This window comes from Caballeronia sp. LZ019 (assembly GCF_031450825.1).
Classification (GTDB): Bacteria; Pseudomonadota; Gammaproteobacteria; order Burkholderiales; family Burkholderiaceae; genus Caballeronia.
On the sequence record NZ_JARTVZ010000005.1, the window covers coordinates 2,000,187 to 2,016,665 of the forward strand.

Annotated in this window: 13 protein-coding genes; 5 read left to right on the forward strand and 8 right to left on the reverse strand. The window is 66.8% G+C overall.

The annotated features are described in order from the left end of the window. Window positions 1–51 precede the first annotated feature (51 nt). Together argH and P9255_RS22805 are read right to left on the reverse strand one after the other, a co-directional pair. Window positions 52–1,455 (reverse strand): argininosuccinate lyase, encoded by a 1,404-nt coding sequence (gene argH / locus P9255_RS22800; RefSeq protein ID WP_309763089.1) that lies wholly within the window; start codon window positions 1,453–1,455, stop codon window positions 52–54. 67 nt (window positions 1,456–1,522) lie between these two features. After that, a complete protein-coding gene (locus P9255_RS22805) occupies window positions 1,523–2,332 on the reverse strand; it encodes a helix-turn-helix transcriptional regulator (RefSeq protein WP_309763088.1) in 810 nt (269 codons plus the stop codon). 113 nt (window positions 2,333–2,445) lie between these two features. Between P9255_RS22805 and P9255_RS22810 the strand changes: the two genes are divergently transcribed. Continuing rightward, complete coding sequence (locus P9255_RS22810; RefSeq protein ID WP_309790467.1) at window positions 2,446–3,210, forward strand: class I SAM-dependent methyltransferase; 765 nt, start codon at window positions 2,446–2,448, stop codon at window positions 3,208–3,210. Between the two features lie 21 nt (window positions 3,211–3,231). Here P9255_RS22810 and ppc read toward each other — a convergent pair whose 3' ends face one another. Then, complete coding sequence (gene ppc, locus P9255_RS22815; RefSeq protein WP_309790468.1) at window positions 3,232–6,234, reverse strand: phosphoenolpyruvate carboxylase; 3,003 nt, start codon at window positions 6,232–6,234, stop codon at window positions 3,232–3,234. 277 nt (window positions 6,235–6,511) lie between these two features. Between ppc and hemC the strand changes: the two genes are divergently transcribed. The 4 genes from hemC (at window position 6,512) to P9255_RS22835 (ending at window position 12,540) form a co-directional block, all read left to right on the forward strand. Further along, window positions 6,512–7,546 carry a hydroxymethylbilane synthase gene (hemC, locus tag P9255_RS22820; protein ID WP_309790469.1) on the forward strand — a complete coding sequence of 345 codons (1,035 nt, stop codon included), beginning with the start codon at window positions 6,512–6,514 and terminating at the stop codon, window positions 7,544–7,546. After that, entirely contained in the window at window positions 7,546–9,591 is a 2,046-nt protein-coding gene (gene hemDX, locus P9255_RS22825; protein WP_309763084.1) for a fused uroporphyrinogen-III synthase HemD/membrane protein HemX, read from the forward strand. The genes hemC and hemDX overlap by 1 nt, the downstream gene beginning before the upstream one ends. Next, a complete protein-coding gene (locus P9255_RS22830) occupies window positions 9,591–10,784 on the forward strand; it encodes a heme biosynthesis protein HemY (protein ID WP_309790790.1) in 1,194 nt (397 codons plus the stop codon). Before hemDX ends, P9255_RS22830 begins: the two co-directional genes overlap by 1 nt. 226 nt (window positions 10,785–11,010) lie before the next feature. After that, window positions 11,011–12,540 (forward strand): GDSL-type esterase/lipase family protein, encoded by a 1,530-nt coding sequence (locus P9255_RS22835; protein ID WP_309763083.1) that lies wholly within the window; start codon window positions 11,011–11,013, stop codon window positions 12,538–12,540. On the opposite strand, the gene P9255_RS22840 is transcribed toward P9255_RS22835, so the two are convergent. The 5 genes from P9255_RS22840 to trxB form a co-directional block, all read right to left on the reverse strand. Further along, entirely contained in the window at window positions 12,534–12,857 is a 324-nt protein-coding gene (locus P9255_RS22840; RefSeq protein WP_309763082.1) for a rhodanese-like domain-containing protein, read from the reverse strand. The genes P9255_RS22835 and P9255_RS22840 overlap by 7 nt on opposite strands. Window positions 12,858–12,923: 66 nt before the next feature. Continuing rightward, window positions 12,924–13,577 (reverse strand): protein-L-isoaspartate O-methyltransferase, encoded by a 654-nt coding sequence (locus P9255_RS22845; RefSeq protein WP_309763081.1) that lies wholly within the window; start codon window positions 13,575–13,577, stop codon window positions 12,924–12,926. A gap of 127 nt (window positions 13,578–13,704) precedes the next feature. Beyond that, the gene (locus P9255_RS22850; RefSeq protein ID WP_309763080.1) at window positions 13,705–14,325 is read right to left on the reverse strand and encodes a trimeric intracellular cation channel family protein; all 621 of its coding nucleotides are present in this window, start codon (window positions 14,323–14,325) and stop codon (window positions 13,705–13,707) included. Between the two features lie 2 nt (window positions 14,326–14,327). Further along, complete coding sequence (locus tag P9255_RS22855; protein WP_309763079.1) at window positions 14,328–15,125, reverse strand: Smr/MutS family protein; 798 nt, start codon at window positions 15,123–15,125, stop codon at window positions 14,328–14,330. Window positions 15,126–15,379: 254 nt separating this feature from the next. Further along, window positions 15,380–16,387, reverse strand: coding sequence for a thioredoxin-disulfide reductase (gene trxB / locus P9255_RS22860; RefSeq protein ID WP_309763078.1), 1,008 nt, complete (start codon window positions 16,385–16,387; stop codon window positions 15,380–15,382). Between the last annotated feature and the right edge of the window lie 92 nt (window positions 16,388–16,479).

Genomic DNA, 16,479 nt, shown 5'->3' on the forward strand with positions numbered 1-16,479 from the left:
AAAGGCCATCCTTACGGACGGCCTCCCGTGACATGCGATGTCAGCGCACGTTCAAAGCGCTTCGCGCGCCGCCTTCGCCGCCGCGCGCACCTGATCCGGCGCAGTCCCGCCCGGATGATTGCGGCTCGCGACCGAGCCTTCGAGCGTCAGATAATCGAACACGTCGTCGCCGATCAGATGCGCGACGTTCGGCAACTCGATACGCATTGCGTCGAGCGAAAGATCCGCGAGATCGCAGCCGCGGTCGTCGCAGATACGCACCGCGTGCGCGACGGCTTCGTGCGCATCGCGGAAGGGCAGGCCGCGCTTCACGAGGTAATCCGCGAGATCGGTCGCCGTCGAGAAGCCCTGCAACGCCGCCGCGCGCATGTTCTGCGGCTTGACCGTGATGCCCGCCGCCATCTCCGAGAAGATGCGCAGCGTATCGGCGACGGTATCGACCGTATCGAAGAGCGGCTCCTTGTCTTCCTGATTGTCCTTGTTGTAGGCGAGCGGCTGGCCTTTCATCAGCGTCAGCAGCGCCATCAGATGCCCGTTCACGCGGCCCGTCTTGCCACGCGCCAGCTCGGGCACGTCGGGATTCTTCTTCTGCGGCATGATGGACGAGCCGGTGCAGAAGCGGTCCGCAAGATCGATGAAGCCGACGCGCGGACTCATCCACAGCACCAGCTCTTCCGAGAAGCGCGATACGTGCGTCATCACGAGCGCGGCCGCCGCCGTGAATTCGATCGCGAAGTCGCGGTCGGAGACGGCATCGAGCGAATTCGCGCAGACGCCGTCGAAGCCGAGCGTCGCGGCAACCGCGTGACGGTCGATCGGATAGCTCGTGCCCGCAAGCGCCGCCGCGCCGAGCGGCAGGCGGTTCACACGCTTGCGGCAATCGCGCATGCGTTCGGCGTCGCGCGCGAACATCTCGACGTAAGCGAGCAGATGGTGCCCGAAGGTCACCGGCTGCGCGACCTGCAAGTGCGTGAAGCCGGGCATGATCGTATCGGCGTGCTTCTCGGCCATGTCGATGAGCGCGCCGCGCAAGTCCGTGAGCAAGCCGCCGATGCGATCGATCTCGCCGCGCAGCCACAGGCGGATGTCGGTCGCGACCTGATCGTTGCGCGAGCGGCCGGTGTGCAGCCGCTTGCCGGCATCGCCGATCAATGCGGTCAGACGCGCTTCGATGTTCAGGTGCACGTCTTCCAGGTCCAGCTTCCACTCGAATTCGCCGCGTTCGATTTCGCCTCTGATCTGCGCCATGCCGCGCTCGATGGCGGCGAGGTCGTCGGCGCCGATGATCTTCTGCGCGGCGAGCATCGACGCGTGCGCGAGCGAGCCCTGAATGTCGACGAGCGCGAGCCGCTTGTCGAAAAACACCGACGACGTATAGCGCTTGACGAGGTCCGACATCGGCTCGGAGAAGCGAGCCGACCAGGCTTCGCCTTTTTTGTGGAGTTGGGACGTCATGGTGATGTTTTCAGCGGTTGGAGCGGCTTTGCGTCAAGCCGGAAGACGAAGATTTTAACATTCGAGACTATTCGGACCCGACCAGAATGACGAGCTTCAAGTCCTCGCGATGCGCGGGCTTGAACGTGATCTGATTGAACACGATGCGCCCGCGCGCCGGATGCTGGAACGCGCGCTCGCCGCCTTCGCGCTCGAACACGTCCTGCGAGGCCCAGTAGCGCGCGAACGCGTCGCTGGCGACGGAAAGCGAATCGATCAGCGCGCGGGTCGGCGGATCGTTCAGATGGCGAATGGAATCGGCGCGGAATTCGGCGGCAAGACGCCGCGCGCGCGTCTCCCAGTCGACGATCAGTTCGCGCGCCGCCATCGACGTGAAGGTGTACGCCAGCAGATTGCGGTCGTGCTCGCCGTCGAGCCAGCCGACGAACAGATCGGCGGCGGGCGCGTTCCAGCGCAGCGCGTTCCACTGGCGGTCGAGCACGTAGGCGGGCGCGCCGATCAGCCCGACGGTCTGCAAGAGCGCGGCGGGCACGTCCTGCGCGGCGGGATCGGGCTCGGCGGGATCGCGCTGGGCGGCGAGTTCGAAAAGGTACGCACGCTCGGCGCGCGACAGCTGCAGCGCGACGGCAATGCGCGCGAGGGCATCGGCGGAAGCGGAGACGGGGCGGCCCTGCTCGATCCACGTGTACCACGTCGGACTCACGCCGCAAAGCTGCGCGACTTCTTCGCGCCGCAATCCGGGCGTGCGGCGGCGCGGTCCGGGCGGCAAGCCGACGGCGAGCGGCGACAGGCGTTCGCGATGCGTGCGGATGAAATCGCCGAGCGCGCGCGCGGGCGTCTCGGGCAACGGCTCGGAAGCGTTTTTCTCAGGATTCATTCGGACTTCGACAGGTGGTTCCGATACCAGAATAAATGCTCAACTTGTACTGGTACCAGGCGGGCTCTATTGTAGCGGCAGGCACTTCAGCCGATGACAAAACGGAGCGCACGATGAAACACCACGAACAGGTCGCCGACGCCTTCGGCTCGACCGCCGCCGCGTATCTCACGAGCCAGGTTCACGCGACCGGCGCCGACTTGCAGAACCTCGCCGCGACGTTCGCGGCCACGTGCGGCAACGCGACGGTGCTCGACATGGGCTGCGGCGCGGGACACGCAAGTTTCGCGATCGCGCCGCATGTGCGGGCAGTGGTCGCGTACGACATCGCGCCGCAGATGCTCGCCACGGTCGATGCCGCCGCGAAGGAGCGCGGCTTGACGGCCATCCGCACGCAGCAGGGCGCCGCCGAGACGCTGCCGTTCGACGACGCATCGTTCGATTGGGCCGTGAGCCGCATGAGCGCGCATCACTGGCGCGACGTGCCGCGCGCGCTTCGTGAAGCGCATCGCGTGCTCAAGCCGGGCGGGCGGCTCAAGTTCATCGATATCGCCGGCATCGACGATCCGCTTTACGACACGTACATTCAGGCAATCGAACTGCTGCGCGACGCGTCGCACATTCGCGACTATCGCGCGGACGAATGGATCGCGATGCTCGACACGGCCGGCTTCGACGCGCACGTGACCGAGCGCTGGCGCATTCCGCTGGAGTTCGAAGCGTGGGTATCGCGGATGCGCACGCCGCCGGAGCGCGTGACCGCCATTCGCTCGATGTGGACGAGCGCCCCCGACGAAGTGCGCCAGTACTTCAGCGTCAAGGACGATTGCTCGTTCGAGCTGGACGCGTTGATGATCGAGGCGAAGCGCCGGGATTGACGCGTTCGCCCCGCGCGATCCTCAGCCGGTATTGCGCAACCCCGCCGCGATCCCGTTGATCGTCAGGTGAATCCCGCGCCGCAGCCGCACGTTCTGGTCTCCCGAGCGATGGCGCTTGAGCAGCTCCACTTGCAGGTGATTCAACGGATCGAGATACGGGAAGCGGTTCTTGATCGATCGCGCGAGCAGCGGGTTATCGGCGAGGCGCTCGCTCTTGCCGGAGATTTCGCCGAGCACGCGGCACGTGCGCTCATGCTCCGCGACGATCCGCTCGAACACGAGCTTGCGCAGCTTTTTGTCGCTGACGAGCTGCGCATAACGCGACGCCACGGCGAGATCGGTCTTCGCGAGCACCATATCCATGTTCGACAGCAAGTTCTGGAAGAACGGCCACGTCTTGTGCATCTTGCGCAGCATGCCGAGCCGCTTCGTGCGCTCGGCATCCGACGCCGCCTGATCCAGATAAGCCGTCACCGCGCTGCCGAAGCCGTACCAGCCCGTCAGCAGCAAGCGGCATTGTCCCCAGGAGAAGCCCCAGGGAATCGCGCGCAGATCCTCGATCTTGCGATGCTTGGGGTCCTGGAGCTTGCGCGACGCCGGCCGGCTGCCGATGTTCAGCTCCGCGATCTCCGCGATCGGCGTCGACGAGAAGAAGTAGTCGGTGAAGCCGGGCGTCTCGTAGACGAGCGCGCGATACGCGGACATCGCCGCATCCGATAGCGTCTGCATCGTCGCTTCGAACTTCGGCAGCTCGGCGGGCGCGTTCTCGTGCGGCAGCAGCGAGGCTTCCAGCGTCGCGGCGACGACCGTTTCCAGATTGCGCCGCCCGATTTCCGGATTGCCGAACTTGCTCGCGATGACTTCGCCTTGCTCCGTCAGGCGAATTTGCCCGTCAACGGTGCCGGGCGGCTGCGACAGGATCGCCTGATAGGTCGGGCCGCCGCCGCGTCCGACCGTGCCCCCGCGCCCGTGGAACAGCCTGAGCGTCGTGCGCCGCTCCCTGAACAATGCGACGAGAGCCAGTTCCGCGCGATACAGCTCCCAGTTCGACGTGAGGAAGCCGCCGTCCTTGTTGCTGTCCGAATAGCCGAGCATGACTTCCTGCTCGCCGCCCTGATTTTCGATGAGCGCATCGACGCCCGGCAGCGCGAACAGATCGCCCATGATGACGGGCGCATTGCGCAAGTCCGCGATCGTCTCGAAGAGCGGAATCACCATGAGGCCGTCGCGCGCGGGATCGTCGTCGTTGCCGAGGCAGCCTTGCAGGACGCCGGTCTCCTTTTGCAGCAGCATGACTTCCAGCAAATCGCTGACGGTTTCCGTGTGCGAAATGATGTAGTTACGCACGGCGCGCGTGCCGAATTTTTCGCGGGTCACGCGCGCGGCTTCGAGCACGCCGAGCTCGCTCGTCGCGAGATCGGAATAGCGCGCATAGGGCAGACGCAGCGGACGCGGCTGCGCGAGTTCCTTCAGCAGCACGCGCCGCTTGTCTTCCTCGGCAAGCGCCGCGTAGTCCTGCTCGACGCCGCCGCGCGACAGCAGCTCCGCGACGACCGCTTCGTGAATGTCGGAACTCTGCCGCAAATCGATGCTCGCGAGATGGAAGCCGAACACTTCCGATGCCCGCGCGAGCGGCGACAGGCGCAGCGTCGACAAGGACGCGCCGTGATGTTCCGCGAGCGAATCGATCAGCACGTGCAGGTCGCGCGTGAACTCGGCGGCGTCGGCATAGGGCGTCGCGCGCACCGGCGTCGCGCTGCGCCCCGCGCCGCGCACCGACACCACGCCTTCGCCGAGCCGCACGCGCGCGCTCGCGGCAAGCCGCGTGTAGATGCCGATCAGCGCCCGGCGATACGGCTCGTCCGTGCGATGCGGCGAGCGGTCCGGCGATGCATCGGCAAGCGCCTGCAGCGCCGCGCTCGATCCGGCGAGCAACTCCGACACCGACAGTTCCGCGCCTAGCTTGTGAACCTCTTCCAGATAGTGTTCGAAGATGACGGTCGCCTGCCGCGTGATCGCGTTCTCGAGCGTCTCGGCCGTCACGTTCGGATTGCCGTCGCGGTCGCCGCCGATCCAGCTCCCCATCTGAAAGAACGGCGGCAGGCGCGCGGGCAGGCCGTGCTCGGCGAGCGCGGCTTCGATATCGGCATAAAGCGCGGGAATCTCTTCGAGGAAGGTCGCGCGATAGTAGGACAGCGCATTCTCGATCTCATCGGCGACGGTCAGGCGCGCGTCGCGCAGCATGCGCGTCTGCCACAGCGACGTCACCCGCGCGCGCAGCACCGCCTCGTTGCGCGCACGTTCGCGGGCGGTCAATTCCTGATCGCGCTCGGCGAGCAGGCGGGCGATGTCGTGCTGCGCATCGAGAATGCTCTTGCGCTGCACTTCGGTCGGATGCGCGGTGAGGACGGGGACGATCAGCGCGTCGTCGAAGAACTTCTGCAGCAGCTTGCGCGTCGCGCTGACGTTTTTCTGCTCGCGCATGCGCTCGATCGCATAGGCGATCGAGCCGGGCCGCGGCGCCGTGCCGGCGAGCGCGTGGATGCGCCGGCGGCGGTTGTGATGCCGGTCCTCCGCGATATTCGCCAGATGCGAAAAGTAGCTGAACGCGCGCACGACGCTCACCGTCTGCTCCGGCGACAGCGCGCGCAGGCGTTTTTCCAGCGCCTGCGACGCATCGACATCGTCTTCGCGGCGGAATTTCACGGCGGTCTGCCGAATCGTTTCGACCATGTCGAAGACGGCGTCGCCTTCCTGCTCCCGCAGCACTTCGCCGAGCAGCCGGCCGAGAAAGCGGATGTCTTCGAAGAGCGGGCGGTCCTTGTCGTCGCGGGCGCGGTTCGCGGGCTTCGCGCGTTCGGGGGAAGCCTCGTCGATGCCGGCATCGGCCACCGGCTTCTTGCGCGGCGTCAATGCGTCTTTTTTCTTCGATGGCTTCGCCTCGAACGCGAGCGACGCGTCGGAGGATGAGTCGGGCAATGCGCCGTTACTGCTAGCCGGGCGGGCCGATGCGGAAGACGTCACGTTGGATTCCTCTTTGATGCAACCAGAGAACATCGACAGACGCAGCGGCCGGGGCCGGCGTCCTTGGCGTGTCATGCGGACCAGCGAAAGCGGAACTGCTCGAAGCGTAGTGCGCGCGCATGTGTCTCCCCATGCGGCGGCCACGCACGGCGCCGGCCTTGCAGGCGCTCGGAGAAGCGCACCAGACAAGGCTCCGGCGCACCGCCCGCGCCGAATGGACCCTGGCGTGCGTGCTACCATTATTCGTTATTTCATCCCGTCATTCGATCGAGCATCAATGAATTCCGAGACGCATTCCACGACACCGCCCGCCACGCTCATCATCGCGTCGAGGGAAAGCCGGCTCGCCATGTGGCAGGCCGAGCACGTGCGGTGTGCGCTGCACAAATTATATCCATCTTGCGACGTCAAAATTCTCGGAATGACGACGCGCGGCGATCAGATTCTGGATCGCACGCTGTCGAAAGTCGGCGGCAAGGGCCTGTTCGTGAAGGAGCTCGAAGCCGCGCTCGCCGAAGGCCGGGCCGATCTGGCCGTCCATTCGCTGAAGGACGTGCCGATGCAGTTGCCCGACGGCTTCACGCTCGGCGCGATTCTCGAGCGCGAAGATCCGCGCGACGCCTTCGTGTCGCCGCACTATGCATCGCTGGCGGACTTGCCTGCGGGCAGCGTCGTCGGCACGTCGAGCCTGCGCCGTGAAGCGATGATCCGCGCGCGCTTCCCGCATCTCGAAGTGCGGCCGCTGCGCGGCAATCTCGACACGCGCCTCGGGAAGCTCGATCGCGGCGACTACGCCGCCATCATTCTGGCGGCGGCCGGACTGAAGCGGCTCGGCATGGAGGAGCGCATCCGCGCGCTGCTCGACGCATCGGACAGCCTGCCCGCGGCGGGTCAGGGCGCGCTCGGCATCGAGATTTGCGCGGACCGCGCCGATCTCGCCGCGTGGCTCGCGCCGCTGCACGATGAAGCGACCGCGCTCGCCGTCGAAGCGGAACGCGCGGTGTCGCGCGCGCTCGGCGGAAGCTGCGAGGTGCCGCTCGCCGCCTACGCGCAATGGCGCGACGACGCGCTCTATCTGCGCGGCGCCGTATCGATGCCCGACGGCAAGCGCATCCTGCGCGCCGAAGAGCACGTGCCCACGCCCGATCTCGCGGCTGCGCTCGCGCTCGGTCAGCGCGTATCGGCGGATCTGGCCGCGCAAGGCGCAATGGATATCGTCAACGCGCTCTCGGCGATGAGCCGCGCCGACGCGCCCAACGCAGCGCCGGCGAAGGAACAACCGCTCCCGCCGTCCGCGGCGGACCCGTCCTGATGGCGAGCGCGCATCGCGCCACCGTCGTCATCACGCGGCCGGGCGGGCAGTCGTCCGCGCTGGTCGAGCGGCTTCATCGCGCGCATCTCGATGCATTCGAGTTTCCGCTGATCGACATCGCCGCCGTTTCCGACGATGCCCCGCTGCGCGCGGCCCTCGACGAACTCTACGGCCCCGGGCGTTACGCGCTGGTGGTGTTCGTGTCGCCGAACGCAATCGATCACGCATTCGGCCGCCTCTTCGCGCCGTGGCCGGTGGACATTCCGGTGGCCGCCGTCGGGCCGGGCAGCGTCGCGGCGCTCGCGCGGCAGGGCGTGAGCGCCCCGGGGCATCGCGTGATCAGCCCGTCGGCGGAACACGCCGATCCGCGCTTCGATTCGGAGGCGCTGTACACGGCGATCGAGGCGCACTTCGGTGCGAACGGGCTCGAAGGCAAGCGCGTGCTGATCGTGCGCGGCGACGGCGGGCGCGAATGGCTCGCCGACCGTCTCGCCGAAGCGGGCGCGCGTGTCGAAAAGGCTGCGGCGTACCGGCGTCTCCTGCCGGAACCGTCCATGCAAGAGTGGGAGCGCATCCACTCACTGCTCGCCGGCGAGCCGCACGCGTGGCTGCTGACCAGTTCCGAAGGCGTGCGCAATCTCGATGAACTCGCGCGCGAGCACCTGACCGCCGATGAAATCGCGCGCCTGAAGCGTGCGCCGGTTGTCTGCCCGCACCCGCGCATCGCCGAAGCCGCGCGCCAGACGGGTTTTGATAGGATTACGGTGTCCGGCGCCGGCGACGAGCGCATCGTGGATACCCTGCAAAGCCTGCTTCCAGACAATGCCGCCGCACCGGCGCAGAGCCGCGGGGCGGCGGTATCGACGGACAACGCACCGGCTCATTCGCCGGACAACTCACCGGCCCATCAACCGGCTCAATCACGCATGACTGATTCGAACGATTCCAAGAAAGCTTCACCTCAGCCGAACGTGACACCGCCCCTGCCGCCCAACACGCCGTTCACGCTTGACGAGCAGCAGAAGCGGCGGGGCGGCGCGGGCATCGTATTGTTATGGTTCGTCGTCGCCATTCTCGCGATTGCCGCAGGCGCGGGCGGTTACGCGCTGAACCGCAAGGTCGATCGCAAGGAGCAACAGCTGACGCAGCGCGTCGCGCAGTCGGACGCGCAAAACGCCGATCTGCGCGCGAAGGCCGATCAGGCCGCGAGCGCAACGGGCGCGCTCAACACGCAGATCATCCAGTTGCAGGGCAAGCTCGCCGATGCCGAAGCGCACAGCCAGGCGCTGCAGCAGCAGTATCAGGACCTCGCGAGCAATCGCGACGACTGGACGCTCGCCGAAGTCGAGCAGATTTTGTCGAGCGCGAGCCAGCAGTTGCAACTCACCGGCAACGTGCAGCTTGCGCTCTTCGCGCTCGAAAGCGCCGACACGCGCCTCGCCGCGACCACCGGCCCGCAAGTGGTGTCCATCCGCAAGGCCATCGCGCAGGACATGGACAAGCTCAAAGCCGCGCCCACCACCGATCTCACCGGCCTCGCCATCAAGCTCGATACCGCCATCGAACAGATCGACGCGTTGCCGCTCGCGGGCGAAGCGCCGATCGAGCGCGCGCGCGCGCAGGCCGCGGCGCCGGGCGATAGCGCGTCCATCGCGGCGGCGACGGGCGAGCCGCGCTGGAAGGTCCTGTGGCGCCAAGTCACGACGGGCATCGGCCAGCAACTGGCGAGTCTCGTGTCGGTGCGGCGTATCGACAACGCCGACGCGATGCTCACGTCGCCCGATCAGGGCTACTTCGTGCGTGAGAACGTGAAGCTGCGGCTCTTGTCCGCGCGCTTGTCGCTGCTTTCGCGCAGCGAAGCGACGCTGAAATCCGATCTGCAGGCCGCCGACGCGTCGCTCGGCCGCTATTTCGATCCGTCGTCGAAGAAAGTGCAGGCCGTGCGCGGTCTCGTGAAGCAGGTCGATCAGGCGTCGCTCGCGGTCGCCGTGCCGAACCTGAACGCGAGCCTCGCCGCCGTGCACCAGTTCAAGCGAGGCGGATGATGACGATTCGTGGACTCATCTGGCTCGCGCTGCTGTTCGCGGTCGCGGTGATCGTCGCGACGGTCGGCGGCTTCGACGGCGGGCAGGTTCTGCTCGTGGTGCCGCCGTATCGCGTGGATCTGTCGCTGAACCTGTTCGCGGTGGCGCTCGTCGTGCTGTTCATCGTGCTGTACGCGCTGATTCGCGCGGCGCGCGGCGTGTGGAAGATGCCGGAGCGCGTCGCCGCCTATCGGGCGCGCAGCCGGCTCGCGAAGGCGAATGCGTCCTTGCGCGATGCGATCGGCCACCTGTACGCGGGCCGCTTCTCGAAGGCGGAGAAAGCCGCGCGCGATGCGCTTTCCGTCGATGCCAACAAGGGCGCGGCCGGGCTGATCGCTGCGCACGCGGCGCATCGGCTGCACGAATACGCGCGTCGCGACGAATGGCTCGCGCAGATCGACGGCTCCGACTGGCAGGACGCGCGTCTCATGGCCACCGCCGACATGCGCGCCGATGGCCGCGACGCGGACGGCGCGCTCGTCGCGCTGACGGAAATGCAGGCGCAGGGCGGCCGGCGCATCCATGCACAGCAGATCGCGCTGCGCGCGCAGCAGCAGTTGAAGAACTGGGGCGAAGTGCTGAAGCTCGTGCGAATGCTGGAAAAGCGCGAGGCGCTGCATCCGGCGGTCGCGGTGCGCCTGCGTCAGGTCGCGGCCGAAAACCTTTTGCGCGATCGCCGGCACAATCCCGACGCGCTGCTGGAACTCTGGCAGTCGTTGTCGGTGAAGGAGCGCCAGTCGCCGCGTCTCGCCGACCTCGCCGCCGAACTGCTGATCGCGCTCGATCGCCGCGCGCAGGCGAAGAAGATCGTCGAGGACGCGCTCGCGCACAACTGGGATGCCCGCCTGTTGCGGCGTTACCCGGACTGCATCGTCGGTGGCGACGCTTTCCCGCTGATTCAGCGCGCCGAGGCGTGGCAGAAGGAGCGCACGGAGGACGCGGACCTCCTCTTCACGCTCGGGCGGCTGTGCCTGCATCAGCAGTTGTGGGGCAAGGCGCAGGCGTTCCTCGAATCGGCGCTGAAGCTCGCCGATAACGAACCGCTGAAGATCCGCACGCATCGCGCGCTGGCTCGCCTGCACGAACAACTCGGCGATGCCGACAAAGCCGCCGAGCACTATCGCGCGAGCGCGCTGGCGATGAACGTCGTCTAAAGCCGAAGCTCGATTCGAAGTGCAGAGAAGCCGCCGGCGCGCGAAGCGCCTGCGGCTTTTTTATTTCACTGCCTCTGTCTGTTCGCTCCCGCACGTGCACGCCGCACGGTAACGTGATCTATTCGCATTCAGCCGTTGCCGAAAGTCAGCCAAAGGGGACGAAGTGAATAAGACAAATGGGCTTCGAAGCGTCGTCGCCGCGGCGCTTTGGACGATGCTTTCGTGTATGGAATCATCGGCCGCGTTCGCGCAGAACAGCGCGCCGCAGTGGACCGGCACGTGGTCAGCCGCGCCCGCCGTGACCAGCGATCCCGGTTTCGACAACCAGACGATCCGGCAGATCGTCCACACGAGCATCGGCGGATCGGCGGCGCGGCTGCGGTTCTCCAATCTGTTCGGCGCGCAGCCTGTCACCATCGGCGACGTGCATCTCGCAGAACGGGCGAGCGGGGCGCAGACCGTGGCCGCCACCGACCGCGTCGCGACATTTAACGGACAAGCCTACGTGACGATTCCGGCGGGCGGTTCCGTGCTGAGCGACGCCATCGCCTTCGCGGTGCCGACGCTCGGCGATATCGCGGTCAGCGTCCATGTGCCGTCGAAGACGCCGCCGAATTCCACCGGACACGTCGCCGCATTGCAGGATGTCTACATCGCGCCCGGCGACGTCAGCGGGGATGCGTCGTTCGCGGGCGGCGTCGCGAATGCGGCGGGCGAGCGGTCCTATTACTTCCTCACCAACGTCGATGTCGTCAACGCGGGCGCGACCGGCGCGGTCGTCGCGTTCGGGGCGTCGATCACGGACGGCATCGCGTCGGCGCCGAACACGAACGGGCGCTGGCCTGACCGCCTGGCCGAGCGGCTCATCGGCGCGGGCATGAACGTGGGCGTGCTGAATCAGGGCATCAGCGGCAACAACTTCTTCTCGGATGGCGGCGCGACGGGTCAGGCGGGCCTCGCGCGCTTCGGTCGCGATGCGCTGCAACAGGCCAACGTGAAGTGGGTGATCGTGTCCGACGATGCGGTGAACAACTTGATCAGCGGCAATCCGCCGACCGCCGAGCGGCTGATCGACGCCTATCGGCTGTTGATCGCGCAGGCCCACGCGGCGAACGTCAGGATGATTTGCTCGACGCTGACGCCGTTCCAGGGTGTGTCGCGCTGGACGCCCGGCATCGAGAACACGCGGCAGGCGGTGAACGCCTTCCTGCGCGACAAATCCAGCGGCTGCGACGGCTTGCTCGATCAGGCCGTCGCGGTCGGCGGCGCGGGCATCGGTGCGAGCGCGTTCGCGCCCGCGTTCAATAGCGGCGACAATCTGCATCCGAACGATGCGGGCCTTCAGGCTATCGCCGATGCGGCCAACCTCGGCTGGTTCGCCGCGTTGCCGACGGTGCGCGCGCCCTCGGGCTGCGGCCGGCTCGCGCCGGGCGAGGGATTGCTGGCGGGGCAGACGCTCGCATCATGCGACGGTCGATTCTCTCTGACGCTCGGCCGCGACGGTTATCTCGCCATTGTGTTCGACGGCGGGCCGATCTGGTCGTCTGGCGCGTTCGGAGCGCCGGGCGTCGTGGTGCGCTTCGCGGAAGACGGCACGCTGTCGCTATACAACGCGAACGGCGCCCGCGTCTGGCAGACGACGAAAACCAGCGCGCCCGGCTACGCCTACATGCAGCGCGACGGCAACCTCGTCGTCTATTCGCAGGCCGGCACGCCCGTCTGGGCGACGGGCACGGTGACCGGACGGGCTCAGTAAGTGGGAACGGACGGATCGACCTGACGCGACCATGCGTCGATGCCGCCGTACAGATTGAAGATGTTCGTGAAGCCGCGCGATTCGAGAAACATGCCGACCTGGGCGCTGCGCGCGCCGTGATGGCAGATGCAGACGATCTGCGCGTCGTCGTCGAGTTCTTCACTGCGCGCGGGGATGTCGCGCATCGGAATGGACACGATGTTGTCCATCGCGGCTGTCTGAAGCTCCCACGGTTCGCGCACGTCGAGCAGCACGGGAGCGGGGCGGGAGGAATCGGCGAGCCACGCGGCGAGTTCGGGTGCGGTGAGATTCTGCATGGGAGCCTGGGCGGGACGATGATGATGCGCGGCGGCGATGTTCGCCCGCCGCGGACCGGGCGGCGTTCAGAACCTGAACGGCGAAGGATGCAACGCGTTCTTGAGCGGCGCGACGAGCGTTTCGAAGACATCCGACACGCGGAACTGCTTTTCGTCGACGCGCGTGATGATTTGCGCCTTCATGACCGGCGCCGCGCCGACGAATGCCGCAATACGCCCGCCGATGCTCAGCTGCTCGAGAAATTCCTGCGGCATGATCGGCAGTCCGCCCGACACGCAGATGACGTCGTACGGTGCGCCTTCGTTCCAGCCGCGCGAGCCGTCGCCTTCCATGACCTGCGCGTTCGTCACGCCGTTCGCCGCCAGGTTCTGCTTGGCGAATTCGGCCAGTTCCGGCGAAATTTCGACGGTCGTCACGCTGCGGCCGCGATGCGCGAGCAGGGCCGCCATGTAGCCCGAGCCCGCGCCGATTTCGAGCACCGTCTCGGTCTTCTTCACCGCCAGTTCTTGCAGGACGCGCGCCTCGATCTTCGGCGCGAGCATGCGTTCGCCGCCCGGCAGCGGAACTTCGAGGTCCGCGAAAGCGATGTTGCGATAGGCGGCGGGAACGAAGTTCTCACGCTTGACGACCGACAGCAGATTCAATACGTCCTGGTCCAGCACATCCCACGGACGAATCTGTTGCTCGATCATGTTGAAACGCGCTTGCTCGATGTTCATTTTCTGTGTGCGTGTTGGCGACCGGGAACATACGCCCCGATGCCCGGCGAGACGCGCCGGAACGGGGCTGATTGACTTCGCGATTGTAGCAAATCGACGCCTCGTCGCCGCCCGCGCCCCCGCGCCGCTAATGCGGCAGCCGGATATCGAACTTGAAGGTGATGAGCCGCGCCACGAGGATGAAGGCCGTCGACAGCAGGACGTTGTAGATCGGCTCGACGGCGAACTGCTCCAAGCCGATGTACATCCAGCAGCCCGCGAACGCGCACACCGCGTAGGGCCGCGAATCGCGCAGGATCAGAGGGATTTCGTTGCACAGCACGTCGCGCATGATGCCGCCGAACACGCCGGTCGTGACGCCCATCATCGTCGCGGTGAAAACGGGCATTTGCGCATCGAGCGCGATGGACGTGCCCGACACGCTGAAGAGGCCGAGCCCGATGGCGTCGGTGACGAGAAGCGCGCGCTGATCGAAGAGGCGCGTCGTCACGCGCAGGAACAGCGGCGCGAAGATCGACATCGCGAAAATCGCGAGCACGTATTCCTGATGCTCGACCCAGTAGAAGGGGCGGCGCGACAGCAGCACGTCGCGCACGGTGCCGCCGCCGAACGCGGTCGCGAGCGCGACGAGAAATGCGCCGACCGCGTCGAGCCGGCGCTTCCTCGCTTCGATGAGGCCGGAGAGCGCATACGCGAAAATCGCGAACGCCTCCATGATGGAAATGGCGAGGGTGAGTCTGGGATGCACGTCTATTCCGTTTTGCGGGTCTTGTCTTCGGGATGGTTGTGATGCCGCGGCGTGCCGCCCGGCTGCAGCAGCACGAGCACGGCGCCCTCGCCGCCGTCGTGCGGACGCGCCTGACAGAAGGCAATCACCTCCGCCTTCTGCACGAGCCACGCGCGCACCTTGCCCTTGAGCACCGGATGCTTGCCGATGGACCCGAGCCCCTTGCCGTGAATCACGCGCAGGCAGCGCAGCCCGCGCTTCACCGATTCGCGGATGAATTCCGCCAGCGCCTCGCGTGCTTCCTCGCGCCGCATGCCGTGCAGATCGAGTTGCGCCTGCACGATCCACGCGCCGCGCCGCAGCTTTCTCACGACTTCCTGACTGACGCCCGGCCGGTGGAAGGACAGCGTTTCGTCGATGTCGAGCAGGCTTTCGGGATCGTATTCGTCGGAGAGCGCTTCCTGCAGCACCGCTTCTTCGTCGCGCAGGCTCTGGAGCGGCAGCGGCGAAGGCGGCACGCGGGGCGCCATCGTGCGCGGAGGCGTTCTGAGCGGCTCGACTTCGCCGATCGCGCGGCGAAACTCGTCGGCATCCGCGACGGCTTCGCGCTCGGCGCGCTTCACGGCGACCCGTTCGGCCTGGCGCTTGTCGGCGTCCGCTTTCAGCGCGGACTTTAGCGATGCAAGACCGGCGAGGCCGTCGCGCTTCACCGCCGCCGACACCTCGCGCGGATCGGCTGGCTTCTCGGCGGGCGCGGCTGCGCGCGGCGTTTCCCGGCGGCGGGCTTTCGGTTCGTGCGGGTGAGGATGATTTTTGGGCATCGTTCGGCCTGAAGAGTCGGCTGCAGTTCAAAAGCCAGGCTTGAGGACGGCACGCGACGCGGCGCGCCGATTGTGCCACGGGCGCGATGCCGTCGAATGCGCGATGGTGAAACGCGCGTGGCCGTACGGGGAAACAAAAAACGGGCCGAGGCCCGTTTTGTCGAAACGCCGGTATGGATCAGGCGTCGCGTTGCGCCGAATGCAGCGCGCCCAGCCCCATTCCAGCGGCCCGGCGCACTGTATCGCCTTGCCGCTCAACGATCCTTTTCGTGGCTCATCGAGTGCGGCGTGGGCGTTTCGTCGATGGCTTCGAGATAGCGCTGCGCATCGAGCGCGGCCATGCAGCCCGTGCCGGCGCTGGTGATCGCCTGACGATAGATGTGATCCTGCACGTCGCCCGCCGCGAACACGCCGGGGATGCTCGTCGCGGTTGCGTTGCCGGTCGTGCCGCCCTTCGTGATGATGTAACCGTTCTTCATCTCCACCTGGCCGGCGAAGAGATCGGTGTTCGGCTTGTGACCGATCGCGACGAACACGCCCTGCAGCGCGATGTCCGTGGTCTCGCCGGTGACCGTGTGCTTGACGCGCAGGCCGGTGACGCCGGATTCGTCGCCGAGCACTTCGTCGAGCACGTGATTCCACTTGATGTCGACCACGCCTTCCTTCTCTTTCGCGAGCAGGCGGTCGATCAGAATCGGCTCGGCGCGGAACTTGTCGCGGCGGTGGATCACCGTCACTTTCTTCGCGATGCCCGACAGATACAGCGCCTCTTCGACCGCCGTGTTGCCGCCGCCGATGACCGCGACTTCGCCGTTGCGATAGAAGAAGCCGTCGCAGGTGGCGCACGCGGACACGCCTTTGCCCATGAAGGCCTGCTCGGACGGATCGCCGAGATATTGCGCCGATGCGCCCGTCGAGATGATCAGCGAATCGCAGGTGTACTCGCCCGAATCGCCGATCAGACGGAACGGCCGCTCGTTCAGCTTCGCGGTGTGGATGTGGTCGAACACGATCTCGGTGTTGAAGCGGCGCGCGTGTTCCTCCATGCGCTGCATGAGTTCCGGACCCTGCACGCCCGAGGGATCGCCCGGCCAGTTTTCGACGTCGGTCGTGGTCATCAGCTGGCCGCCTTGCGCGAGGCCGGTGACGAGCAGCGGCGACAGGTTCGCGCGCGCCGCGTAGACGGCGGCGGAGTAGCCGGCGGGGCCGGAACCGAGAATCAGCACTTTGGCGTGCTTGGGCGCGCTTTGGGATGAAGACATGGCGATGGTCCGTTATTGATGGTCTGACCGGAAGCAGGGGATGACGTCAGCGCAGCAAGTTCGACTCCCGCGCGCGTCGCATTCCGATGACC

What these genes read in the sequence shown, in the direction of transcription:
- P9255_RS22830 (WP_309790790.1), top strand. Translation starts at nt 9,591, where the DNA reads ATGACGATTCGTGGACTCATCTGGCTCGCGCTGCTGTTCGCGGTCGCG.
- P9255_RS22855 (WP_309763079.1), bottom strand. Translation starts at nt 15,125, where the DNA reads ATGCCCAAAAATCATCCTCACCCGCACGAACCGAAAGCCCGCCGCCGG.
- hemDX (WP_309763084.1), top strand. Translation starts at nt 7,546, where the DNA reads ATGGCGAGCGCGCATCGCGCCACCGTCGTCATCACGCGGCCGGGCGGG.
- P9255_RS22835 (WP_309763083.1), top strand. Translation starts at nt 11,011, where the DNA reads ATGGAATCATCGGCCGCGTTCGCGCAGAACAGCGCGCCGCAGTGGACC.
- P9255_RS22810 (WP_309790467.1), top strand. Translation starts at nt 2,446, where the DNA reads ATGAAACACCACGAACAGGTCGCCGACGCCTTCGGCTCGACCGCCGCC.
- trxB (WP_309763078.1), bottom strand. Translation starts at nt 16,387, where the DNA reads ATGTCTTCATCCCAAAGCGCGCCCAAGCACGCCAAAGTGCTGATTCTC.
- P9255_RS22840 (WP_309763082.1), bottom strand. Translation starts at nt 12,857, where the DNA reads ATGCAGAATCTCACCGCACCCGAACTCGCCGCGTGGCTCGCCGATTCC.
- P9255_RS22805 (WP_309763088.1), bottom strand. Translation starts at nt 2,332, where the DNA reads ATGAATCCTGAGAAAAACGCTTCCGAGCCGTTGCCCGAGACGCCCGCG.
- P9255_RS22845 (WP_309763081.1), bottom strand. Translation starts at nt 13,577, where the DNA reads ATGAACATCGAGCAAGCGCGTTTCAACATGATCGAGCAACAGATTCGT.
- hemC (WP_309790469.1), top strand. Translation starts at nt 6,512, where the DNA reads ATGAATTCCGAGACGCATTCCACGACACCGCCCGCCACGCTCATCATC.
- argH (WP_309763089.1), bottom strand. Translation starts at nt 1,455, where the DNA reads ATGACGTCCCAACTCCACAAAAAAGGCGAAGCCTGGTCGGCTCGCTTC.